General features: G+C 71.1%; 16 protein-coding genes. 10 read left to right on the top strand and 6 right to left on the bottom strand.

Annotation, left to right across the window (positions count from 1 at the left end; genetic code table 11):
* Nucleotides 1–12: 12 nt before the first annotated feature.
* Nucleotides 13–786: a gamma-glutamyl-gamma-aminobutyrate hydrolase family protein gene (locus tag ACQPWW_RS13820; protein WP_433132680.1), complete on the bottom strand. Its 774-nt coding sequence runs from the start codon at nucleotides 784–786 to the stop codon at nucleotides 13–15.
* Between the two features lie 94 nt (nucleotides 787–880).
* Here ACQPWW_RS13820 and ACQPWW_RS13825 point away from each other — a divergent pair, with 94 nt between their 5' ends.
* Nucleotides 881–2,371 carry a hypothetical protein gene (locus ACQPWW_RS13825; RefSeq protein ID WP_433132682.1) on the top strand — a complete coding sequence of 497 codons (1,491 nt, stop codon included), beginning with the start codon at nucleotides 881–883 and terminating at the stop codon, nucleotides 2,369–2,371.
* Nucleotides 2,372–2,470: 99 nt separating this feature from the next.
* On the opposite strand, the gene ACQPWW_RS13830 is transcribed toward ACQPWW_RS13825, so the two are convergent.
* Nucleotides 2,471–3,319, bottom strand: a complete 849-nt coding sequence (locus ACQPWW_RS13830) for a helix-turn-helix transcriptional regulator (protein WP_433132684.1) — start codon at nucleotides 3,317–3,319, stop codon at nucleotides 2,471–2,473.
* A 128-nt stretch (nucleotides 3,320–3,447) separates the two neighbouring features.
* Here ACQPWW_RS13830 and ACQPWW_RS13835 point away from each other — a divergent pair, with 128 nt between their 5' ends.
* A complete protein-coding gene (locus ACQPWW_RS13835) occupies nucleotides 3,448–4,434 on the top strand; it encodes an aldo/keto reductase (RefSeq protein ID WP_433132686.1) in 987 nt (328 codons plus the stop codon).
* A 129-nt stretch (nucleotides 4,435–4,563) separates the two neighbouring features.
* Here ACQPWW_RS13835 and ACQPWW_RS13840 read toward each other — a convergent pair whose 3' ends face one another.
* Complete coding sequence (locus ACQPWW_RS13840; protein WP_433132688.1) at nucleotides 4,564–8,595, bottom strand: hypothetical protein; 4,032 nt, start codon at nucleotides 8,593–8,595, stop codon at nucleotides 4,564–4,566.
* 309 nt (nucleotides 8,596–8,904) lie between these two features.
* Between ACQPWW_RS13840 and ACQPWW_RS13845 the strand changes: the two genes are divergently transcribed.
* The 3 genes from ACQPWW_RS13845 to ACQPWW_RS13855 all read left to right on the top strand — a co-directional run bounded on the left by ACQPWW_RS13845 (nucleotide 8,905) and on the right by ACQPWW_RS13855 (nucleotide 13,982).
* Nucleotides 8,905–9,399, top strand: coding sequence for a hypothetical protein (locus ACQPWW_RS13845; protein WP_433132690.1), 495 nt, complete (start codon nucleotides 8,905–8,907; stop codon nucleotides 9,397–9,399).
* A gap of 205 nt (nucleotides 9,400–9,604) precedes the next feature.
* On the top strand, nucleotides 9,605–12,847 hold the full coding sequence (locus ACQPWW_RS13850; protein WP_433132692.1) for a BTAD domain-containing putative transcriptional regulator: 3,243 nt from the start codon (nucleotides 9,605–9,607) through the stop codon (nucleotides 12,845–12,847).
* 313 nt (nucleotides 12,848–13,160) lie between these two features.
* The gene (locus ACQPWW_RS13855; RefSeq protein ID WP_433132694.1) at nucleotides 13,161–13,982 is read left to right on the top strand and encodes an AfsR/SARP family transcriptional regulator; all 822 of its coding nucleotides are present in this window, start codon (nucleotides 13,161–13,163) and stop codon (nucleotides 13,980–13,982) included.
* Between the two features lie 144 nt (nucleotides 13,983–14,126).
* Here the strand turns inward: ACQPWW_RS13855 and ACQPWW_RS13860 are convergent, their stop codons facing one another.
* Entirely contained in the window at nucleotides 14,127–15,002 is an 876-nt protein-coding gene (locus tag ACQPWW_RS13860; RefSeq protein ID WP_433132696.1) for a GNAT family N-acetyltransferase, read from the bottom strand.
* A gap of 129 nt (nucleotides 15,003–15,131) precedes the next feature.
* The gene (locus ACQPWW_RS13865; protein ID WP_433132698.1) at nucleotides 15,132–16,046 is read right to left on the bottom strand and encodes a helix-turn-helix transcriptional regulator; all 915 of its coding nucleotides are present in this window, start codon (nucleotides 16,044–16,046) and stop codon (nucleotides 15,132–15,134) included.
* A gap of 424 nt (nucleotides 16,047–16,470) precedes the next feature.
* Here ACQPWW_RS13865 and ACQPWW_RS13870 point away from each other — a divergent pair, with 424 nt between their 5' ends.
* A complete protein-coding gene (locus ACQPWW_RS13870) occupies nucleotides 16,471–19,266 on the top strand; it encodes a helix-turn-helix transcriptional regulator (RefSeq protein ID WP_433132699.1) in 2,796 nt (931 codons plus the stop codon).
* A 67-nt stretch (nucleotides 19,267–19,333) separates the two neighbouring features.
* Here the strand turns inward: ACQPWW_RS13870 and ACQPWW_RS13875 are convergent, their stop codons facing one another.
* Nucleotides 19,334–19,750, bottom strand: coding sequence for an SRPBCC family protein (locus ACQPWW_RS13875; RefSeq protein WP_433132701.1), 417 nt, complete (start codon nucleotides 19,748–19,750; stop codon nucleotides 19,334–19,336).
* A gap of 583 nt (nucleotides 19,751–20,333) precedes the next feature.
* Here ACQPWW_RS13875 and ACQPWW_RS13880 point away from each other — a divergent pair.
* From ACQPWW_RS13880 to ACQPWW_RS13895, 4 genes are all read left to right on the top strand, one after another.
* Nucleotides 20,334–21,170, top strand: coding sequence for an alpha/beta fold hydrolase (locus ACQPWW_RS13880; protein WP_433132703.1), 837 nt, complete (start codon nucleotides 20,334–20,336; stop codon nucleotides 21,168–21,170).
* Between the two features lie 153 nt (nucleotides 21,171–21,323).
* Nucleotides 21,324–22,331, top strand: coding sequence for an alcohol dehydrogenase catalytic domain-containing protein (locus ACQPWW_RS13885; RefSeq protein WP_433132705.1), 1,008 nt, complete (start codon nucleotides 21,324–21,326; stop codon nucleotides 22,329–22,331).
* A 41-nt stretch (nucleotides 22,332–22,372) separates the two neighbouring features.
* Nucleotides 22,373–23,260 carry an SDR family NAD(P)-dependent oxidoreductase gene (locus ACQPWW_RS13890; RefSeq protein WP_433132707.1) on the top strand — a complete coding sequence of 296 codons (888 nt, stop codon included), beginning with the start codon at nucleotides 22,373–22,375 and terminating at the stop codon, nucleotides 23,258–23,260.
* Nucleotides 23,261–23,273: 13 nt separating this feature from the next.
* Complete coding sequence (locus tag ACQPWW_RS13895) at nucleotides 23,274–24,107, top strand: aldehyde dehydrogenase family protein (RefSeq protein ID WP_433132709.1); 834 nt, start codon at nucleotides 23,274–23,276, stop codon at nucleotides 24,105–24,107.
* Nucleotides 24,108–24,223 lie beyond the last annotated feature (116 nt).

The following is a 24,223-nucleotide window of genomic DNA, read 5'->3' on the forward strand; positions in this document are numbered from 1 at the left end:
CGGCGGACCGGGTCAGCGAGCGGGCCCGCCGTTGTGTCGGGTCCGGCAGCGCCGACCAAACTCGGCCAGGAGAGCCAGGTCCAGCGGGCTGCGGTCGGTCTGCTGTTCGAAGTGCCATTGAACGCCGAGCACGAATCGGTGCGGCCGGTCGACGGCGATGGCCTCGATCACGCCGTCGGGTGCCACCGCTTCGACGCGGACGCTGGCCGGCAGCCGGGTGACGACCTGCGAGTGTTGGGAGTTGACAAGGAGCTGCGGGCTGGGCGGGTGGCCGAGCAGATCGGCGAGGTGGCCGCCAGGGGTGAGGGTGACCGGGTGGGCCGGGCCCCACCGGTCGTCGTTCTCGTCGGGTAGCCGCCGGTGGCTACCTGTGGGGTCGGTCTCGCACAGCAGCCCGCCGCTGTGCACGGCGATCTCCTGCATGCCCCGGCAGCTGCCGAGCACCGGCAGGTCGGGCAGGTGCGCCGCCGCGGTGAGCAGGGCGCTGGCGACGGCATCGCGCGCGGGGTCGTAGGCGCGGTCCGGCTGGATCGGTGTGGTGGTGTCGAAGCCGGCCGGGTGCAGGAAGGACGGACCACCGGGCAGCACGAGCCCGTCGAGGACCGACAGGATCGCGCCGGCACTGTCCGGCTCGGTGGCCGGGATCAGGACGGCGGCGACGTCGGCGTGCCGAGCGAGTTGACTCACGACCGTCCTGTTGACGTGTGAGTAGGTCGTGCCGGTGGCGCTCCGGCTGGTACAGGCAAGCACGCCAACGACGGGTGTCGTACCTGTCGGTGCTCTCACGTGGTCGGCCTCCCGCCCCGGTGCGACCCACGACAAAGATGGTGACCACGCAGCGGCGGGCCGCTCACTGTCATCGATGACGCCACTATCCTCGATGCGACGGGACCAGATAGGAATACAGATGCGATCATCGCCATCCCGGAAAGGACCAGATCCGCGGCGGCTGGCGGCGGACCTTCTCCACGGCGACTCGGAACTTCGGGCGCAGAAGGAAGCGACAACGGATCGCGGGGCGTGGACCAACGCTCGGCGGGCGGTCCTGTTCGACGACTACAGCGCGATCCGGCTCATGAATCAGATCTCGTATCCGGACGGGTTTCAGCTCAGAGCCCGGCTGCGCGCCGGAGGCGACGACATCATCGTGTGTCGGCCACGGCCACCGGCCGGATTCGACGAGTACTACTCCGGGCGCCTCGGGCTGGGTGACCCGGTCTGGTTGCATCCCGACTCCGCCGCTGACCTGTGTTCGGCGGCGTGGAGCGACAGCCGTACGTCGGCGGCTCTGGTCGACGCCGCTCGCCGCGGCGCCTGTCTGCATCCCTACCACGCGTCCGAGGCGGCGTGGCAGCTCGCCGATCGCCTGTCCCGTGCCGCGCGTCGATCGGTGCCGGTGCTCGGGCCGCCACCCCGGCTGTGTCGGTTGGCGAATGACAAGTCCTGGTTCCTCGGTACGGCCGCTGACCTGCTCGGCGCCGAGGCGATCCCGCGGCTGCGGGTGACGCGCCGTCTCGCCGACCTCCCGGCCGTCATCGAGGAGATCTCCCGACACTCGCCCAAACTCGCCGTACGGATACCGGACTCCGCCGGCGGTCTGGGCATGCGCGTCTTCGCCACCGACGTCCTGCGTCGACTCGATCGGCAGGCCCTCATCGCCTGGGCCGCCGACGTCTACCGCGATCTGGGTCTCCGAGAGGACTCGGCCGTGCTGGTGACCAGCTGGGAGGAGACACTCGCCGCACCCAGCATCGAGGTCACGATAGCGCCGGGGGAGGCGGCGGCACCGATCTGCGGCCGGGTGATCGACCAGAGCTTCACCGACGCCGAACGGTCCCAGTTCGGCGGCGGCGTCGCCGGGGCTCTGCCGCTCGACATCGTGCGCCGCCTGCGCTCCGACGCCTCGACGATCGCGGTGCTCCTGCAAGCACTGGGATATCTCGGACGTCTGTCGATGGACTTCATCGTCACCGGCCGGTCCTTCGCGGAGGCGGAGGTTCGGGTCGTCGACTGCAACGCCAGGTGGAGCGGCGGCTCGGTGTTGGGAGCCATGGTGGACCGCCTCTTTCCCAACGGAGCACCGCCGTACGCCTTCGGCGCCCTGCGGCATCCGCGGCTGCGTTCGATTCCGTTCGACGTCCTGATCGACCGTCTCGACGGCAGGCTCTGGAATCCGTCCACCGGGCGTGGCGACCTGCTCGTGCACAACGTGGGTCACCTCGCGGCGTCCGGGCGGGTCGACATCGTGGTGCTCGCCGACGACGCCGAAACGGCCCGGCGCCGCCTGGCGGACCTGTCCAGCTCGGTGACGGACGGCACCGCCGCGCTGCTGCTCGCGGAGGACGCTGGAGCTGGCCCGGCTACCTCGTGAGCAGGTCGATGAGCGCGTTCGAAATGAGGCGTCGCGACCAACTCCAAGATCCGCCACCCGGATTGCCCGTCCAGGGCGCTCCCATGGGCGTGGGCACTGTCAGTGAGGCACGCCGGCCGGGAACTCCTCGACGCCCAGCACGCGCAGCAGCTCAAGCTTCTCCCGGGCCTCGGCGTCGGCCGGGGTCAGCACCAGCAGTTGCTGGCCGAGGTCGGGGGTGACAAGGGTTTCGCAGTCCACCGTGATGCGGCCCACGCGCGGGTGCATGAACGTCTTGCGGTCGGCCCGGCGCACCGCCACCTCGTGCTCGGCCCACAGCCGCCGGAAGTCGTCGCTCGCAGCCCGCAACCGTTCGATCAGGCCGGTCACGGCCGGGTCGCCGGCCCGCCGGCCGGCCACCGCGCGCAGGTCGGCGACCTGCTGGCGGGCGTGCCGCTGCCACTCCTCGGGGCCGTGGAGGTCGCGGATGACCGGGTCGGTGAAGTAGCGGTAGGCGACGTAGCGGCGGTCGCCGGTCAGCCCGGTGTGGTCGCCGGTGAGCAGGATCGACATGCGGTTCTGCGCCAGGACCTCGCCGAGGTCGGACAGGACCATGGCGGGGGTGTCGCCCATCAGGTCGAGCAGGCGGACCAGGCCGGCCCGGGCCAGGCGGGCGATGCCGTCGGCGGGCGGCGGCTGGTGGCCGGCCAGGTGGAACAGGTGGCTTCGCTCGTCGTCGGTCAGGCGCAGGGCCCGGGCCAGGGCACCGAGCAGCTGGGTCGACGGCTGGCTGCTGCGGCCCTGCTCAAGGCGGACGACGTAGTCGACGGACATGCCGGCGAGCATGGCAACCTCCTCGCGGCGCAGGCCGGCGGTGCGGCGGCGGGGGCCGTCGGCGATGCCGACCTCGGCGGGGCGGATGGCCTCGCGCCGGCGCCGCACGAAGTCGGCGAGCTGCTCACGCTGCATGCCTCCATGCTGCCTCGGGACTGGGCACCGAACCAGGGAGCCGCGCTCCCACGATAAGCGCTCCGCTGCCGGCGGGCCGGAAAGCGGCGCAGGGTGGAGCCGAGATCGACCGATGAGGGAGAGTTTCGATGCAGACACGCACTCTGGGCAACACGGGTCCCACGGTTTCCGCGGTGGGGCTGGGGGCGATGAGCATGTCGGGCGCGTACGGCCCGGCCGACCGCGAGGAGAGCATCGCCACCGTACGGGCCGCGCTGGACGCGGGGGTCACGCTGGTCGACACCGGTGACTTCTATGGCATGGGGCACAACGAGCTGCTGCTGTCGGAGGCGTTGCGGGGACGCGACCGGGACAGCTATCTGCTGAGTGTGAAGTTCGGGCAGCAGGTGGGGCCGGGCATGCGGTTCGCCGGTCAGGACTCCCGCCCGGCTTCGGTGCGGAACTTCCTGAGCTACTCGCTGACCCGGCTCGGCGTCGACCACGTGGACATCTACCGGCCGGCCCGGCTCGACCGGTCGGTGCCGATCGAGGACACGATCGGCGCGATCAAGGAGATGATCGACGCCGGTTACGTGCGGTATGTGGGGCTCTCCGAGGTTGACGCGGAGACCGTTCGGCGGGCGAACGCCGTACACCCGGTTGCTGATCTTCAGATTGAGTATTCGCTGCTGTCGCGGGCGGTCGAGGCCGACGTGCTGCCCACGCTGCGGGAGTTGGGCATCGGGCTGACCGCGTACGGGGTGCTGGGCCGTGGCCTGCTCTCGGGGAACTGGGCGCCGGGGCGGGCGGACGATCCGCGTAACCACAGTCCCCGCTTCTCCGCCGAGAACGCGTCGCACAACCTCGCCCTGGTGGAGGCGTTGCGCCGGGTCGCCGACGCGAAGGGGTGCACTGTGGCGCAGTTGGCGATCGCGTGGGTGGCGGCGCAGGACCCGTCAATCGTTCCGCTGGTCGGTGCGCGCACCCGGCGGCGGCTGGACGAGGCGTTGCCGGCGCTGGACGTGAAGCTGTCGGCCGATGATCTCGAAGAGATCGAGGCGGCCGTGCCGAAGGGCGCCGCGCGCGGTGACCGTTACCCGGCGGCGTTCATGTCGAGCCTCGGCGTCGGCAACTAGTGCCTCGTCATGCGGCCTTGAACGGGTGGCCCGGGTGGCGGATCTTGGGGCACGCACCGTACCGGCGGTGAGGAGCACGAGCGTGGCCGGGAGCCCGAGCAGCCGACGGCCGCCCGGGCTCCCGGATCGTCACTGGTACATCTGCGTGACGGTGAAATTCATCGACTGGGCATAGAGGCTGACACCGGTCGGACTGTTGGGGTGGAAGGACTGCGTCGACGTCGGGCCGTCCGGGGTGTCACCCGGCGACTTGTCCGTCACGATCCCGTGGATGCCCGCCGGCGAGCCGCAGACCGACTTGCCCGCGAACTCGTCCATCGGGTCGGAGTAGTACGCGATCGTCGCGCCGTGCGCGGTGTTGAAGTCGCGGACGACGTCGAGCTGCTCGTCACGCAGCAGCATGCTCATCTCGGACAGCCACACCCGCTCCTCGTCGCTGAGGAGGAGCTTGAGTGGGCAGAGCGGGTCACCGCCGGTCTCGACGAGCTTCGGGTACCCCATGAGCATGATCTTGGCGTTCGGCGCCTTCTTGCGGATCTCCTCCAGCACCTTCGTGTTCGACCGAGGAATCGTGTCGGCGATGCGGCGCCTTGTCGACACGTCCACGGTGTCCGTCTCGCCCGACAGATTCGCCTTGAAGCAGTCCAGCGGGCCGGCCATGATGAGGCACTCCTTGACCACCGGGCCGAACTTCGCGTCGTTGCCGCCGATCGAGACCGTGACGAGCGTGGTGTTCTCGTCCAGGTAGCCCTTGTCGAGCTGGGACACCTCCAGGTACTGGCCCTTGCCCCGTTCGTTGTCGGCGTTGCGGGGCTCGTTGCTGACGGTACGCAGCGGCAGGATGTTCTCCGTCTCGGCACCCGAGCAGGCGATCAGGTGGTAGTCCATGTTGACGTCGTGCTGCTGGCTCGTGATGTCCGCCCGCGTCCCGATCGGCGTGGACGACCCGGGCAGCACCGCCTTGCGCGACCACGCGTTCTTCGAGCGGTGGCAGCCGTTGCGGAAGGCGTTGTTGCTGTTGTTGTCCGTCTCGCGGTAGTAGTCCGAGCCGTTCACCGGCGAGGCGCCCTCGCCCGACGAGAACGAGTCGCCGAGCGCCACCACCTGGTGCTGCGGCTTGCCCGGCAGCGGGATGAACGCCGCCGCGTCGAAGGCCACGTTCTCCTGCGGCCGGCCCAGGGCCAGGTCGCCCTGTCCGCTGGCCGGCACGTCGTCCCGCAGCTGCGCCAGCTCCTCCGGTGTCAGGTTCGACACCATGTTGGTCAGCTCCACCTTCGGGACGTTGTTGAACTCGAACACGCCGAGCGCCACCCAGCGGTTCGCGTACCCGCGCTGCTGGACCATGCGGGTCTTGACCACGCCGTTCTTCGTCGTGATCTGGTACGCCGCCTGCTGCGTGGTACCGAGGTGATCGGGGATGTGGACCATGACCCGCATCCAGCCGTTCACCGTCCGGTCCAGCGTCCACGTCCCACTGACGTAGAGGTTGCTGCCCGGCTCGCGGGTGTGCGTGAACCAGTAGTGCGCGCCGTACCCGCCGCCGACCTGGTGCAGGTCGATCTTGCCCGGGTACTGGAGTGTGCCGTTCTGCGTCTCGCCGGCGAACCCGTGCGTGAACGTGCCGCTGTTCGTTCGTCGGGTGCAGAGCCAACCCGCCTCGTCACGGCGGGGGCTGACGACCTCGTTGACCACGTCGTCGACCACCAGCGCGTTCGCCGGCAGCTCGGTGCCGCACTTCGGGTAGTAGCTCACCCCGGCGGCCGGATACGCCCAGCCGGGGTCGTACCTGATGGCCTCGTTACCGCAGTCCAGACAGCCCGGTTTCCAGTCCGCGGATTGGTTGTACCAGCACTTGAGGTCCCGTTCGTCAATGACGTTGACGTGGTGGCACGGGCCGGCCGGCTCGTCGATCACATCGGGCGCCGTCGGCGGGAGGTTGTTGCCGTAGTAGCAGTCGTTGGACGTGTCGCAGAACGTCTGGAGGTGCGGCTTCACCCGCTCCCGCCCGTCGTTCGTGCTCCACCACGCGTACCGGTAGCCGTCGGTGTAGGTGTCCGGCTTCTCGATCGCGTTGAGCGGGTGTCCGGCCCAACCCATGATCTTCTCTGGGTACGGCCACTGGCTCGGGTGCCGCGCGTCGTCGTAGGTGAACTCCAGGAACGCCTTGCGGTTCGCCGGATACCTCGGGTTGGCGGGGTTGTTCGCCCAGCCGACGCCCCACGGCCCGTCCGTGCTGCCCTGCGGCTCGTAGAATCCGGTGTTGTAGGCCCACACCGCGAAGAACCAGCTCTCGATGTACTTCGGGTCGCCGCCGTTGGCCTTCATGTTGTACGCGTGGACCTGGTTCCACTTGTCCTGCAGGATCCGCAGCGACTGGGAGATGTTCGCGGCGAAGTCCACGGTGATGGCCAGCTGCTGGTTGTATGGCAGCGGGACCTCGTTCGGCTTCTGGAACCCGGGCTTGCGCATGCCGTCGGTGACCTGCCCGACGCCGTAGCCGCAGTCGGACTTGTCCCAGCGGATCGTCCAGTCGTCGCTCGTGTCCGCGTCGTAGATGTCCAGCCCGTAGTAGTTGCCGACGAGCGGGTTGCCGAACTCGCCGGGCAGGACGTGCGGCGAGGCCTGCCACAGGTTCGACTCCTGGGCGAGGATGCCGAGCATGATCTGTGCGGGCACGTGACCGCCGCCGTTGAGCGGCCGCATCGGGAACCAGTCCGCGACGTTGTAGCCGGGCAGGCCGGACTGGTTGAAGTTGTTGCCCCGGTTGAGGATCAGCGTGTCCTGCACCGCCATGTCGACGACCCACTCGATCTCCCGGGCGCGCGGCTGGTACACCTGTACCCGCACGTCGTTGCGGGGGATCGCGCACCAGGCAGCAGTGTCGACAGGGTCGTGCAGCGGTGTCGCCAGCGTCGTGGCGGCCGGTGCCGACCGGGCCCGCCCCGGCGTCTTCGGGTTCGCCCGAGCGCCGGCGTCGCCCGACGTCGGCGTGGTGGGCGCGACCGCGAAGTCCACGCTGCGGCCGGTCGCCGGCACCTTGGCCTTCATGGTGAGCGACCGTCCGCGGCGGCCGTCCTCGGCCTGCGCGGCTCGCGGGTCGGTCGTCCACTTGATGTCGTCCAGCAGCAGGTCACCCTGGCTGGACATCTCCGCCTGCACTGTCGCGTCGAGCTTCGCGACACCCGTGGGCAGCTTGTGCACCTTGCCGGGGGTACCGGTGATGCCGACCCGACCGCCCGCGCCCTTGACCACGTTCATGTCGGTCGTGCCGCCCTCGGCCAGCGTGGCCGTCGCGCCGGACTTCACGACGGTCCGCCTGACCCGGCCGGCCTTGCTGTCGGCATCCATGTAGACGACGGCGTCGCCGTTGGCCGCCAGCCGGAACGGAACCCCGGTGGTCCTCGCGACGGCCGACCGGCGACCCTTGCCGTCGACCTTGACCAGCGCGCCGTTGTCGGCGGCGATGATCTCGTCCTTGACCGGTAGCGCCGAGGTGAGCTGGCCCGCCACCTGGATCGGCGCGGCCACGATGCCGGTCGCGGCGTCGAGCTGCGTCAGGCGGGTCTTGCCCGAGCCGGTGTCGCCGCCGGTGAACGTGCTCAGCACGACGTTCTCACCGGTACCGCAGCCGGGGCTGAAGTACGCGAGGGACGCGTGCGCGGCCACCTTCCGGACGGACTGGTCCTTGAGGTCCACGACCGCCACGAAGGCGCCGCGGTCGAACAGGTCGGGTTTGTTGGTGTAGGCGCGCGGCGCGTACGTGACGACCAGCCGCCGGCCCGACTCGGTGAGGCAGCCGTTGCCGATCCACTGGTCGGTCTCCAGCCCCGGCTCGCTCAGTGTGGCCGCGGTCGTCCAGCTGTACCCGGAGGCCGCCGACGCCACGAGCACGTGCAGGCCGGTCATGTCGCCGGAGAGGGTCCAGGCCCGGTCCTGCGACGTCCGCCAGCCCTGCTTGAGGGCGGAGTCGCGCTGATCGGGCGGTATCGTGGTAGACGCCACGTCCTTCGGGGGCGGGTCCGGCGCGGCGGCGGCCGGCGCGGGGAGCGCCACGAGACCGCTGGCGACGATCGAGGCGGCGAGCGAGGCGGCGGCGCCGCGACGGGCGGCGCCGGGACTGAGCCCGCGCGTCAGCGCGGGGCGGGACGGCGATGCTGACACTGCGGTTCCTCCAGGATGGCTTGGGGTCGATGCAGTGTCGGAACCGCGCTCACCGTCCGCGCATCACGGTGTCATCGTGGGCGTAGCGCGCCGGTGTCACGGCACGCCCAAGGCTCGCTCGGCATCTCCCCAGCGGATCCTCACCGAGTCGCGGCAGCTCCGGTCGGTCCGCTCGTTCCTCACCCGGCGGTCCGCGACGCCCACGCCGACGGCGGCATGACACCGCGCGGATGACCTGACGATGCGGCCGCAGTGCGGCGACGCCGAAGGATCACTCCGACGACATGCAGCACGACTGAGGAGGACAGCATGAAGGTAGCGAAGGTTCGGCAGCATCGCCTGGTGCGGGCGCTGATCGCCCTGGTGGCGTTCGTGGGACTCGGCGTGGTCACCGTGGCGGTACCCGCGTCGCCGGCGCTGGCCGCATGTTCGGGCTCCAGCTGTTACAACGTCAATCCCAATGGCCAGTGCAGCGGCACCCGGTACGGCTGGACCGGCGGCGGCTACGACAGCGGACTCGGCATCGTCGTGGTGAAGTCGCCCGGCTGCAGGTCGGCCTGGGCACGCCTGCAGAACGACCAGTACCTCCGCTACGCCGGTGGGACGTTCACCGTGCGCATCGAGCGCAGGGTGTATTCGTCTTACGGCTGGTGGTACACCGGCAGCCTCAGCAAGTCGTTCCCCTCCACCAACGGCGGGGTGTGGACCAACATGCTCGAGGATCTCGACTCCTCTGACGAGCAACAGGCCTGCTACAACTTCATGGGCGGTGCCTGGACCTGCACCCCCTGGGTCGCTTACTGAACAGCAGACGGACGTCAGGGCCCCCCGGCGGCGCGGAGGGCCCTGAGATCCATCATCCGGCCAGCTGCGTGTCGACCCCGGGGGGCGCCCCACGACTCCCGGCGGCACCGCGGCCGGACCGTGGGTCGGGGGCTGGCCGCCGGGTGCGTCTGACATAGACGTATGGCGGTCGTTCGACGTCGGTGTGTCTTGTTAGCCTGCGGCCGTGGAGCTGCGCCTGCTTGGCCCCGTCGAGGCTGTCCTCGACGGACGGGTCGTGCCCATCCGACGCCGTCAGGAGCGACGGTTGCTCGCCATCCTCTCGATGCGACCGGGCCAGTTCCACTCCGCGGAGCGACTCATCGACCTGCTCTGGGAAGATCGGCCTCCGGCCCAGGCACGAGCGGGCCTGCAGGCCATGATCTCGCACCTGCGGTCCACGCTGGAGCTGGGCCGGTCGATGGAGCCCGCGTTGCTCGCCCGACCCAACAGCTACGCACTGGAGATCCGGGCAGAGCGGGTCGACGTGCACCGATTCACCGCCCTGGTGGCCGAGAGCAGGGGCGTCACCGACGCCGATCAGCGCATCGCGATGCTCAGCACCGCGCTCGGTCTGTGGCGGGGCGCCGCCCTGGCCGACGTCTTCGACGACGCCCAGCGGGGGCGGCTCTTCCCGGATCTCGACGAGGCACGGCTGACCGCGCGGGAAGAGCTGCTCGACGCGCGCCTCGAGGCCGGCCAGCACCGGGAGATGTTGGCACCGCTGCACGAGCTGATCAGCGAGGCGCCGACCCGCGAGCGCCCGGTCGAGCTGCTGATGCTGGCGTTGAGCGGGATCGGTCGTCGCACCGATGCCATGGCGGCCTACGCCACCCTCACCGATCGGCTCGCCACCGACCTCGGTGTCGCTCCCGGTAAGCAGATCCAGGCGACCTACCGGACGCTGTCCCACGCCACCGCACCCTCGGACGCCGCGCCGACGTCTCCCGGCGGGCCGGCGCAGCTACCGCGGCCGCCGGGGCACTTCGTCGGCCGCGGCGCCGAGTCGCGTCAGCTCGACCGCCTGCTCGCCGACGCGACAGGGCCGCAGGTCCTGATCCTCTCCGCGGTCGTCGGCACGGCGGGTGTCGGAAAGACCGCGACCGCCATCCGGTGGGCGCACAGCGTCCGGGACCGCTTCCCGGATGGGCAGCTCTTCCTCAACCTGCGTGGTTACTCCGCCGGCCGGCCCATGCGCTCGGCGGAGGCGCTCGGCGCGCTGCTGCGGGGTCTGGGCGTGCCGGCGGCCCGCATTCCGGCCGATCCGGAGGAGGCAGCGGCGCTCTACCGCACCGTCGTCGCCGATCGCCGGCTGCTGATCGTGCTGGACAACGCCCTCGACGCCGAGCAGGTGCGGCCGTTGCTGCCCGGGTCCGCGGACAGCCTGGTGGTGGTCACCAGCCGGGACCGTCTGACCGGGCTCGTGGCCCAGCAGGACGCCCACCGCCTGACCATCGGACTGCTCCCGGAACCGGACGCGATCGAGCTGCTCACCGTCCTGCTCGGCGCCGACCCGCGAGCCGCCGAACGCGACGCGATCCGGGACCTCGCCCAGGTCTGCGGTCGGCTCCCGCTGGCCCTGCGGATCGCGGCGGCGCTGCTGCACGACGAGCCTGACCTCGCGGTGTCGGCGTACGTGCGGCAGTTGCGGCAGCGGAGCATCGCCGCCCTGGCGATCGACGACGACCCGAGCGTCGCCGTGCAGACGGCGTTCGACCTCTCCTACACCCGGCTTCCCGGCGAGACCCAGCGGATGTTCCGCCTCCTCGGCACCGTTCCGGGGCTCAGGCTGCCGGTCGACGCGGTCGCGCACCTGGCGCAGACAACCCCGGACGCGACCCGTCGGACGCTGGCCCGACTCTTCTCGGCGCACCTGCTGGAGTTCGACGACGATCGCGTCGCGCTGCACGACCTGCTGGGGCGCTACGCGGGCCAGCACAGTGCGCGGCAGGCCGGCCGGCCGGAGGCGCAGACCGTCCTCGCCCGCCTGTTCGCGTGGTACCTGGTCCGCGCGCAGGCTGCCGGTGACCTGTTGGCGCCGGGGCGGGTCCGCCTGGAGTTGCCGGCGGGCCTGGCGGCCGGTGACGCCGGCTTCCCGGACCGTGACGCGGCACTGGCCTGGCTCGAGGCCGAGGAGTCGAACATGGTGGCACTGATCAAGGCGGGCGCCGACGGCACGTCGAGGGCCGCTGCCGCCCTGCTCGCCGACCAGCTACGAACGTACTTCTGGGTCACCCGCAATTCACTGAACTGGCTGCTCGTGGCGCAGGCGGCGCTGCACGCGTCGGGTGGGGACGCCTACCCGGCCCTGCGGGCGTCGGCACACATGAGTCTGGGCAACGTGTACCACCTCACGGGCAACCAGTTGGTCGCCATCGCGCACCAACGACGGGCGGGTCGCCTGTTCCGCAGCGCCGGGCACGCGCAGGGCCAGGCCGCCGCGGCCGGCTCGCTCGGCGCGGTCTTCGGCGACCTCGGGCAACTGGCGACGGCGGCGGCCTGCTTCGAGCACGCGTTGCGGCTCAACGAGCGGATCCGCCACCGTTACGGCATCGCGGTGATGTCGAGCAACCTCGGGACGATCTACGCCATGGCGGGTCGACTGCGGCTGGCGGTCGAGCGACTCACCGCCGCCATCGTCATCCACCGGGAGGACGGCGGACGACCCAACGAGGCGGTCATCCTCACCAACCTCGGCCTCCTGCGAATCAACCGGGGTGAGTACCCGGCCGCCCTGGACGATCTTCACGCAGCGGTGCGGACGGCCCACGAGGTCGACATGGCGTCGATCGAGGCGAACGCGTTGGCTGGGATCGGCCAGATCCACACGCTACGCGGCGACGTGCCGGCGGCGAGGTCGGCGCTCGCCGCCGCGCGGCGTCTCGCCGACCGTACCGACGACTGGCACTGCAAGGCGTCGATCGACATCGCCGAGGGGAGCCTGCTCCGGCTGACCGGCGACCCCACCCGCGCGGCGGCCCGGTACACCCGGGCCGCCGAGTGGGCCAGGTCGGCGCGCACGTTGGCGACGGAGGCCGAGGCCCTGGTCGGCCTCGCCGCGTCCGTCGCGGAGCGGACGCCGCTGTTGGCCAGCTCCTCCCTGGAGCGGGCTGTCACGTTGGCCCGACAGTCCGGCGCCGCGGTGATCGAGATCGACGCGCTGGCGGCGTTGGGCGAGGTCGCCCGGAGGCACGGCGACCCCGTGGAGGCGGCCCGGCTCGCCGGCGAGGCGGCACATCGCGCGGAGGCGATCGGGGCGCCCCTGGTACGCGCCCGCGCGCTGATCACCCTGGGTCACCTGGACGACTCCCGGCGGGCCTGGCAGGAGGCGCTGAGCATCCTGGACGCGCTCGGCACTCCCGAGGCGGACATCGTCCGGGCCCTGCTGGAGCGGCACGACGGCAGTCCGGTCGGCGTCCCGGCCGGATAGCCGACCTCCCCTCCGGGACCGGTGCTCGGCTGATGCGGCGGTGATGGCGGGCCGACGGAGACTGCTCGCACAGTCTCCGCACCGCGGCGGTCGGCCGATTCCGGACCGAGGCGGGCGCTACACGTTGTCGATCGAGCCGTCGGCCCCGTCTGGTGATTTCCACAGTGCCTCATGGGTGTTCTCAGCTCCGCGAAGTCGGGGACGCCTCGTTTGGTTGTCACGGCGTACGGCGCTGCCAAGGAAACGCCAACCCGTGCTGGGCAACCTGATGACCAGGCCGTGCACGGGGTGCGGTCGGCATGGAGGTCATCGCATGGAGTTCCGGATCCTCGGCCCGCTGGAAGCGTCAGTCGAAGGAACGCCCCTGCCGCTCGGCGGACGCCGGCAGCAGCGGATCCTGGTCGCGCTGCTGCTGCGGGCCGGCCGGATGGTCCCGGCCGACAGACTGGTCGACTGCCTGTGGCCGCTGCGGCCGCCGGCCACCGCGGCGAGTCAGATCCGCAACTGCGCCGCGGCCCTGCGCCGCCAGCTCATCGCCGGCGGCCTGCCCGAGCGCTCGCTGGTACGCCGGCCGGGCGGTTACCTGCTGACGGTGGAGCCCGGCGCGCTGGATCGGACCCGGTTCGACGACGAGGCCCACCGGGCTCGGCGGGCGCTGGCCGCGGGTCGCGCGGCGGAGGCCGTCGGGTTCTTCCTGCGGGCCGAGAGCCTGTGGCGCGGACCCGCCATCGCCGGTCTCGCCGATGGCGTGCTGGAGCCGGAGGCCATGAGCCTGGAGGAGTCGCGGCTGCAGGTGATCGAGGAACGGCTGGAGGTCGAGCTGAGTCTGGGCCGGCACGCACGGGCCGTACCGGAACTCACCGCACTGGCCCGGACCCATCCCGGCCGCGACCGCCTGCAGGCGGCCTTCATGGTCGCGCTCTACGGCAGCGGTCGGGGTGCCGACGCGCTGGCCTCGTTCGACCGGCTGCGCTCGTCGCTGCGCCGTGAACTCGGCCTGGAGCCGAGCCGGCGGCTGCGGGACCTGCGCCAGGCCATCCTCACCGAGGACGAGGCCCGGCTGCCGCCGATGGGCGGGTGGGGGCCGGCGCGTGACGGCGAGCCTCATCGGCGGGCATCTCCTCTCCGTCCGTAAGGAAGGTGACGAGATACAGCATGGGCAGTCGAGACATCAGCGGAGCATCGTCACCGCACCGACCGCGGTCCGCGGCACGCCCGATCGAGTCGCCGGTGGCGTCGCGGTGCGGCCGAGCAGATGGCCGGGCCGGCCTTGCCCGGTCTAGGGCTGGGCGTCGTTGGAAAGGTTGATCCGGATCCCCGTGTTGCGGTATCCGGCGCGACGGAAAGCGGCAGCCATCGGCGCGTTGCCCATGTCGGTGGTGGCGGTGATGAGCGACTCCCCGTTTGTCGCGTGAAGGCGGGTGATCTCGGCGAGCACCTCGTCCACGTAGCCGCGCCCGCGGAACTCCGGCACCACCCCGAGATAGCCGACGTTCACGTTGTACGAGGTCGCGGAGGGAATCGCCATGCCCGCCACCTCCTCCTCGCGCGTGTAGGCGATCCGCCACCACTCCCGCTTGCCCGGCGCCCTGAGATAAAAGTCCATCTCATCGCGCGCGGTCGCGTCCACGCCCCTGGCGGCCAGGTTCGCACGGGTCTGGGCGTCCAGGCTGCCCTCGGCGATTCTCCTGAACACCGCGAGGAACTCCTCGTCGGAGGCCTCGGCGAACCGCAACCTGCCGGCCGCGGGGGACACCCCGTCGGCGGGTGCCCACTCGAACTGCAGCCGCTCCACCTCCCGGGTGAGGCCCGCCGCGTGCGCCGCCGCCCGCCGCCACTCCACCGCCGCTGAGGTGGCCGGATCGTCGCGCCAGCCACCGGCGACCTTGATCCTGTACTGCACCGGCTCCGGGAACCCGGCCAGCGCGGCCCTCATCAGCTCGACCGCGACGGCGGCACGGTCGCCCACGGCAGGATCCACGTCGAGGCAGTCGAGCGCGACCGGATGCGGGCTGCCCTTCGGCCCCCACCACAAGGCCCGTCCCACGACCTGGCCGTCGTGCTCGGCGATCCATGTCCACTCCGGCCGGTACATGTCCTCGGCCAGTTCGGCCAGGTAACGGTCGGCGGGGATCCACCCAACGGGCTCGGTCACGATCCACGGGGTCACGCGGTCGAGGTCTGCGGGGGCACAAGCGCGGTAGGAGATCACGTGCAGAGGCTAGCGGAGCTCAGCGCCATGATTGTGCGGGCGGAGAGGCTGCCCGTACGTCGCGTCCGCCGGTCAGGCGGGCGTGCCCGCACCGTCCTGCTCGAGTTCTCCGGTACGGCCACCGTGACAGAGGTTGTCGACGCCGTTCGAGCGGCCGTCAGCCAGCTTCTGCAGGTGCCGCATGCCCGACTGGGAGGCGGAATCACACGCGGGGATCAGGACGCTGAGGGTTTGATCGTCGTCCTCGGTCGTCCGCACCGCCTCGACGTGCAGCCGGATCGGGCCGACGATCGGATGCTCGATCACCTTCGAGTCGGCGACCGTCTTCTTGGCGACGTGCCGGTTGGACCACAGCTTGGTGAAGACCTCGCTCTTCGCGCCGAGCTCATCGACGAGTTCCGCCGTCCGCTGGTCGTGCGGGTGGCGACCGTAGTCCATGCGCAGCATGCCGACGAGACCGGTCGCAGTGGCCTCCCAGTCACGATGGATTGTTCGGGCCTTTTCGGAAAGCAGGACCCAGCGGACCGCATTCCTCTCTTGTGCCGGCATCGCATGGAAATCGTGTATCAGGAGACGCGCGGTCGGATTCGCCGCGAGAACATCTGTGCGCCGGCCCAGCAGGATGGCGGGGACTCCGCCGAGCGATTCCATCAGACGTAGCATGCCGACCCGTACCTGTTGCGTCGTCTCCGGCGGCTGCTTCGGACGCGTGTCGCGCCGGGCCAGGTCGAACATGTGCTCCCGCGCCGCGTCGTCGAGGCAGAGCACGTCGGCGAGGGCGTGCAGGACGTTCTCCGACGGCGCGCCGCGACGGCCCTGCTCGAGCTTGACGTAGTAGTCGACGCTGACGCCGACCCGATGCGCCACTTCCTCGCGCCGCAGCCCGCGTACACGGCGCGAAGGCGCGGATCGCAAGTCGCCGCTCGTCGGTTCCACGGCGGCCCGTCGTGCGCGCAGGAAAGCGCCCAAAGTAAGGTCGTGCACCATTCAGCCCGTTCTCATAGGATTCGCTCGTCAATTTTACAAGGTGGCACTGGCGGTCCCAGGAAGGGTGGGCCCTCCCTGGTCGGTGCGCCGTCGGTATCCGCCTGCTTTCCTTGTCTTGGCGCCACCAGACCCCGACGGGCCGTCCCCGGAAAGGACGACCGGCAACAGCTGAGGCGGAGGAACGCACTCGATGATGTGGTCGTGAACGCGACGAAGCGGTTGGCGCGCCCACCGCTCGGCCGTCTGGGGACCGCCGACACCCCCGCGCCGGCCGTCCGCACCCGGCGAGCCATGGCTTGAACCCGGGACCCGTGACCGGAGCCAGCACCGGCGGGGACGCCAGTCGGTCGACGCGTCTCCTGCGCAGCGGCCGTACCGGCGTCGCCGGCGATCTTCCTATGAGCGCGGCCAGGAGGTGCCCGGCATGGATCGTTCCGATGCGCCGACGTGGTCGTTGATCGGCCGTGACGAAGAACTCGCGGCTGCCCGCAGGTTCCTACGCCAGGCCATGGTCAACGGCGGGTCGATGCTGGTGTCCGGGGAGCCCGGGGTGGGCAAGACGGCGCTGCTCGACGCGGTCGCGGAGTCGGCCACGGAGACGGGGATGCGGGTGCTCCGGGCAGCCGGGGTGGAGTTCGAAGCGGACATCAGCTACTCCGGCCTGAACCAGTTGCTGTTTCCGCTCTACGACGCCTTCGCCGAACTCCCGACCGTGCACCGTGAGGCGCTCCAGGTGGCGCTCGGGTTCGGCAGCGGCCAGCCACCGGGTCGGTTGCTGGTGTCCAACGCGGTGCTGCTCCTGCTTCGCTCCATGGCCACGGCCCGGCCGCTGCTGCTCATCGTCGACGACCTCCCGTGGCTGGACCGGTCCACGTCGGCGGTGCTCGGGTTCGTCGCGCGCCGGCTGGTGGGCACCAGCGTGGGCTTCCTGGCCGCGACCCGGTCGCACACCGCGAGCTTCTTCGAGCAGGGCGGGATCCCCGAACTCGACCTGCAGCCGCTGCGGCCGGACGCCGCCAGCGAATTGATCAACCAGCGTTTTCCCGAACTCGCGCCGGCGGTCCGGCGACGGTTGCTCTCGGAGGCTCGCGGCAACCCGCTCGCCCTCCTGGAACTGCCCGCCGCGTTGAGCGGGTCGCAACGTCTCGCCGCAGCCTCCCTGCCGGCCGTCCTCCCGTTGACCCGACGGCTGCAGGCACTCTTCGCGACGCGGGTGTCCCAGCTACCCGAGGCCTGCCGCCGGCTGCTGCTGCTCGGCGCGCTGAACGGTACGGGCGAACTCTGCGTGCTCCTCGATGCGGCGAGCGACCACGACCTCGATGATCTCGAACCGGCCGAGCGCGACCAACTGGTCCAGGTCCACAGCAGCACGCATCGCTTCGCCTTCCGGCACCCTCTGATCGAGTCGGCGGTCGTCGAGGTGGCCACCAGCGCTGAATTGCGCTGGGCGCACAACGCCCTGGCCCGGACACTAGTCGAGCAGCCGGAGCGCAGGGCATGGCACCTCGGCGAGGCGGCGGTCGGGCCGGACGAGCGGGTCGCCGCGCTGCTGGAGCAGGCCGCGCACCAGATCCTGCGCCGCGGTGACGCCGTGGGCGCCGTCGCGTCGTTGACCCGTTCCGCCGACCTGACACCGGATCCCGTCGAACGCGGTCGACGGCTGGCGCAGGCCGCCTACATCGGCGCCGACGCCGGCGGCGAACTCACCAACGCCTCGCAGCTCTTGCACGACGCTCGTCGGGCCAGCCCGGCCGGCTCGTTGTACGCCACGGCCGCCGCCGTGCACCTGTTGCTCAACAGCGACGGCGACGTCCGGACCGCGCACCGACTGCTGGTCGGCGCCATCGAGGCGGGTGGCCACGGCTACGACGCCGAGGACGAGGCCCTGATCGACGTGCTGCACACGCTCCTGCTGCTCTGCTTCTTCACTGGTGAGCCCACCAGTTGGGAGCCGTTCTTCGCTGCGCTCAACCGGTTGACGCCCAAAGCGCCCGAGCTGCTCACGGTGGCGGCGGCGACCTTCAGCGACCCGGCACGCATGGGGCAGGCGGTGGCCGGCCGCCTCGACGCGCTCGTCGCCGGAACGGACGCCGAGGTCGACCCTACGGAGATCGTCCGCGTCGGCATCGCCGCTATCTACCTGGACCGGCTGTGGGGCTGTCGAGAGGCCGACTGGCGAGTTGTCCGCCTCGGTCGGGAGGGTGCCGCGCCGGCTCGCCGCCACCTCGGCGTGCTGTTGCACCTCTGTATGAACGACTACCACAGCGGGCGATGGGGCGAGGCCGCGGAACTGGCGGACGAGGGCATCCGACTGTGCGACGAGCACGGGTTCCGGTTCTTCCGCTGGTACTTCCAGTACATCCAGGCGCTGCTCGCCGCCGCGCGGGGAGACGCCGAGGCCAGTGACGCGTTGACCGATCGCATTCTGCGCTTCGCGGTACCCCGCGGCGCGCGGGCGGCGGAGTTCTACGCCTACCACGTGCGGGGCCTGAACGACCTGGCGCGAGGTGACGTCGAGAGCGCGTACCAGCACGCGACGCTGATCACTCCCGCCGGCACGCTCGCGCCGTACGTGCCGCACGCCCTGTGGGGTTGCCTGGACCTGGTGGAGGCGGCCGTCCGTACCAACCGGTTCGGCGAGGCCAGGGCGCACGCCGCCTGCCTCCGGGAGTCGAACGTCGGCTCGTTGTCGCCGCGGCTCGCGCTGCTCAGCGCGGCGGCGTCAGCCATCGCGGCCCCGGACGACCGTGCCGAGGAGCTCTTCGAGGCGGCGTTGGCGCTGCCCGACATCGAGCGCTGGCCGTTCGACCTGGCCCGGGTACGTCTGGCGTACGGGGAGCGGTTGCGCCGCGCCAGAGCCACGGCCAAGTCCCGGGCCCAACTCCGGACGGCCCTGGCGACGTTCGAACGGCTGGACGCCCGACCGTGGGCCGAACGGGCGAGCAACGAGTTGCGCGCCACCGGCCTCGCGAAGCCGAGAAACGCTCCCCGCCCCGCCGTGCTGACCCCTCAGGAGCGGGAGATCGCGGAGCTGGCGGCCTCTGGTCTGACGAACAAGCAGATCGGCGAGAAGCTCTTCCTCTCGCACCGGACGGTCGGCACCCACCTGTACCAGATCTTTCCCAAACTGGGCATCACCTCCCGGGCCGCGCTCCGTGACGCGCTCGCGGCGCTGGACGAGGACGCGGCCCGGGAGGTCGAAGAGGCACCCGAACCGTAGTGCCGACGATCTGCGGTCGTGAACCCGGCGCCGGCGCTCACGCCGCCGGCCCTCACGCCGCCGGCCCTCACGCCGCCGGCCCTCCGGCTTCCGCCAGCTGCTTCAGTCGCAGCAGCGTGTCCTGGTGGGCGTAGAAGAACTCCTCCACCTGGGAGGCGCCCACCACCACCGTCGTCAGTTCGCGCTCGACGTTCCGCGCGATCACCTGGGTGCCCGGCGGGAACGGGACGAGGGCCCACGCCTGGTAGATGCTCATGTCCGGCGAGGAGCCGACCCAACCGAATCGGGTGTTGCGCTCGTACTCGGACACCACGGCCTCCAGCTGGACCCCGTACATCTCGATCTCGAACGCCGCGCCCAGCCGGATCCCGTTCGGGGCGTGCGCTCGTTGTACCCCGGGAACCCAGTCGGGCCACCGCGGGACGTCGACCAGGTGTGCGTACACCCGTTCCGGCGATGCCGCGATGACGGTCTCGCCGTGCATCGAGGATTCCGTGCGGGAAGCCGTGAAATCCGTGGAGCGGCAGTTGTCCCTACGCGCCCAGGACACGCCCCGGCCGGTCCGAGGGTGAAGCATGTCGTTCTCCGTTCCACTACTTCCGGCAACGCTGTCGCGCGGGGGCGCCGAAACCTCCACACCTTGCGTGACCCAGCCTGACTCCGCCGGCTCGCCGAGTGACCGGTCAGATGACTGAGCGGGATGACTGGCCTTCGCCGGGCGCAGGCCGCCGACGAGGAGGTGGGCAGCCATCGGTCGTTGCCCGAGCAGGAACGCGAGACCCGTCGCACCCCTGCCGGCTCGGGCCGCAATTCGTCCTCCGGGGCCGCCCGGCGTCGGTGCGCCGGTCGAGTACGTCACCGGTCCGCCGACCACCCTGCCGACTCATGGCAGCGCGTTCAGTCATGTGACAGATGCGCTCCCAGGTGCCGGTGCCCGAGTCTTTGATCACCGCAGAGCACGCCGAACGACGAGCGCGGCCGGCGGAGCAACGGCGCTCCGCCGGCACCTCTGCCCGGCGCCTGCGGCGCCCTCGACAGCGAGGGACCACTCAGGGAAAGGGAAACGCATGCCGTACATCACCGTGGGCGAAGAGAACAGCACGGCGATCGAGCTGTACTACGAGGATCACGGCGCCGGTCAGCCGGTCGTCCTGATCCACGGGTTTCCGCTCAGCGGGCACTCGTGGGAGAAGCAGTCGGCCGAGCTGCTCCGGGCCGGCTACCGGGTCGTCACCTACGACCGCCGTGGCTTCGGCCAGTCCAGCCAGACCGCCCTCGGGTACGACTACGACACCTTCGCCGCGGATCTGAACGTCCTCATGGAGACGCTCGACCTGTCCAACGCCGTACTTGTCGGCTTCTCCATGGGCACCGGCGAGGTCGCCCGCTACCTGGGCCGCTACGGGTCGGCGCGGGTCGCGAAGGTGGCCTTCCTCGCCTCGCTGGAGCCGTTCCTGCTCAAGACCGACGACAACCCGACCGGCGCCGCGCCGCGGGAGTTCTTCGAGGGCATCGTCGAGCAGGTGCGCAAGGACCGGTACGCCTACTACACGGCCTTCTACGCCGACTTCTACAACCTCGACGAGAACCTGGGCAGCAGGATCAGCGAGGAGGCCGTCCGGAACAGCTGGGCCGTCGCCGCCAGCGGCAGCTGGTACGCGGCCGCCGCCGCCCCGATGACCTGGATCACCGACTTCCGGGACGACATCCGCACGATCGACGTTCCGGCCCTGATCCTGCACGGCACCGGCGACCGCATCCTGCCGATCGACGCCACCGGCCGCCCGTTCCACAAGGCGCTCCCCAGCGCCGACTACGTCGAGATCGACGGGGCGCCCCACGGCCTGCTCTGGACCCACGCCGACGAGGTCAACAACGCGCTGCTCGCCTTCCTCGCCAAGTGACGGCCTGAACACCGGCGCGCGGTGGCGGGCAGGCGCGATCCCGCCCGCCACCGTCGCACCACGGCAGCGCGTCGCTCGCGGCGCGCCGCCCCTGCCCGAAGTCGGCCGCCCGAGGGGGCGGCTGATCGACCGACTCAGAAGGAGCAACAAACGATGCATGCTGCTGTCGCGACTGGCGTCGACGCCCCGTTGTCGCTCGTCCAACGTGACGTGCCCACCCCCGGACCCGGCGAGGTTCTGGTCCGGATGACCGCCTGTGGGGTGTGTTTCACCGACCTGAACCTGGTCCGCGGCCATTATCCGTTCGCTCGTTTCCCGGTGGTGCCGGGTCACGAGATCACCGGTGTCGTCGAGGCGGTCGGGGAGGGGGTCACCTTCCCGGCGGTGGGTACGGCGGTGGGGGCCCAGTTCCTGGCCGACTCGTGCGGGCACTGCGACTACTGCGTACGCGGTGACCAGATCCTCTGCCCGGCGAAGCGGATCACCGGCATCGTCGTCGACGGCGGGTACGCCGAGTACGCCGTGTTGAAGGCGGGTTTTGTGACTCCGCTGCCGGCCGGACTGGACCCGGTCGCGGCGGCACCGCTGATGTGCGCGGGTCTCACGGCGTTCAACGGCCTTCGGCACGCCGGGACCCGCCCGGAGTCACGGGTGGCCGTCATCGGCTCCGGCGGCATCGGAGCGCTGGCGATCCGCTACGCCGTCGCGATGGGCGCTCGCGTCGCGGTCCTCGGTCACTCCCGCCGCGCCGAGGAGCAGGTGCTGTCGCTCGGCGCGGAGCGGTTCATCGTGTCCAGCGAGCAGGACCCCGCCGCGGCGCTGAAGGAGTGGGACGGCGGGGCGAACGTGATCCTCAATGCCGCTCCCACCACCGCAGCCGCGACGGCCGCGTTCGGCGGGCTCGCACCGGACGGCACGCTGGTGCTCTGCGGCTACGACAACACCCCGCTGAGCCTGCCCAGCCAGCCGATGGTCCTCAACCGGCTGCACGTGATGGCCAACCCGTCCGGGTCGCCGCACGACCTCCGCGACACCCTCGCCTTCTCCGCCGCGCACGGGATCCTCCCCGAGATCAGCCGCATTTCGCTCGATCAGGCACCGGCCACCCTGGCGGGCATGGCGTCGGGGACCGCGCACGGCCGCAGCGTCATCGTCTTCTGACCGGCCACGGTCAGCATCAACCATCGAAGGGACCACACCTCATGTCCGTCGTACTGATCACCGGTGCCTCCAGCGGCTTCGGCGCGCTCACCGCCCGGGCGCTCGCCCGCGCCGGCCACACCGTCTACGCCAGCATGCGTGCCACCACCGGCCGCAACGCGACGGCGGTCGCCGAGGCCGTCGCCTTCTCCCGCGACAACAACGTCGACCTGCGCACCATCGAACTCGACGTGCAGTCGCAGGAGTCAGCCGACACCGCCGTGGCGCAGATCGTCGCCGAGCACGGTGCGCTCGACGTCCTGGTCCACAACGCCGGGCACATGGTCATCGGGCCGACCGAGGCGTTCACCCCAGAGGAGATCGCCCACGTCTACGACATCAACGTGCTCGGCACCCAGCGGGTGAACCGGGCCGCCCTGCCGAGCATGCGGGCCCGCGGCAACGGCCTCGTGCTCTGGATCGGTTCCAGCAGCGCCCGGGGCGGCACCCCGCCGTACCTGGGCCCGTACTTCGCGGCGAAGGCCGGCATGGACGCGTTGGCCATCAGCTACGCCGGCGAGTTGGCCCGCTTCAACATCGAGACCAGCATCGTCGTGCCGGGCTCCTTCACCCACGGCACGAACCACTTCGCCAACAGCGGCCGCCCGGCGGACGAGGCGACCGTCAACGCGTACGAGGAGCGGTACGCGGGCCTGATGGAGCAGGTCTCGCAGCGGCTGGCGGAGCTCGCGCCGCCGGACGCCGACGTCGCCGAGGTGGCCGCAGCGGTCGTGCGGATCGTGGAGACGCCGCACGGCAAGCGGCCGTTCCGGGTCCACATCGACCCCGCCGACGACGGCTCGGAGGTCGTGAGCGTGGTCGCCGACCGGATCCGCACCGAATTCCTCACGCGTATCGGCCTCGACGACCTGCTCCACCCGCACAACTGAGAGGACGGCCCGGATGTCTGTGACAGCCACATCATCGCGATTCGGTGAACGGCGCATCGGCGGCCGGGAGGTGCCCGCAGCCTCCGGCCGTACCACCGACGACCCGTATCCGGTCGCCGGTGGGATGTACGTGACGGACCCCGTGGCCGGACTGGCGGACGTCCGCGCGGCCGTGGACGCGGCTCAGGCCGCGTTCCCCGGCTGGGCGGCGACCGAGGCGGCGACTCGCCGGTCGCTGCTCGTTGGCGCGGCGGACCTGCTCGAGCGGCATACGGAGGCGCTGGCCGGCATCCTGCGTCAGGAGACGGAGGGCAGCCGCGCGTGGGCGGAGTTCAACATCCGCCTGGCCGCCGGCCAGCTGAGGCAGGGCGCCGCGATGGCGACCCGACCGGTCGCGGGGCTCCTCGCCACCAGCGTGAACCGCGGGGTCGCCACCGCGATCCGCCAGCCGGCCGGCGTGGTCGTGTCGTTCGTGCCGTGGAACGGTTCGATGGTCCTCTGCGCCCGGGCGATCGCCGTGGCGCTGGCCGTCGGCAACACGGTGCTGATCCGGCCCAGTGCGGCGCCGGTCACCTCCGGGCTGATCCTCGCCGAGGTGCTGGCCGAGGCCGGGGCTCCCACCGGTGTCGTCAACGTGGTCACCGCCGACCGGGCGGAGGCCTCGGCGGTGGTCGAGGCACTGATCACCGACCCACGGGTACGCCGCCTCACCTTCACCGGTTCGACCGGGTTCAGGCGGGTGGTCGGGCGAACCGCAGGGGAGCGCGTGCGTCCGATCGTCACCGGGTCGGACAGCGGCAGCGCAGTCCTGGCACCCGAGCCCGCGGGCGTGGGAGCGGCCCGCTGAGCAGAGGTCGGGTGCGCCGCCGCCGCAGTGCTGGTGAGGGCTCGGCGGTGCGCGAACGACGTTCTTACGCCTTCGTTACGGAAGACGAATCGGGTGCGCGTGAGCCATCGACGAGC

Origin of the sequence: Micromonospora sp. CA-240977 (genome assembly GCF_050942285.1) — a bacterium.
Lineage (GTDB): Bacteria > Actinomycetota > Actinomycetes > Mycobacteriales > Micromonosporaceae > Micromonospora.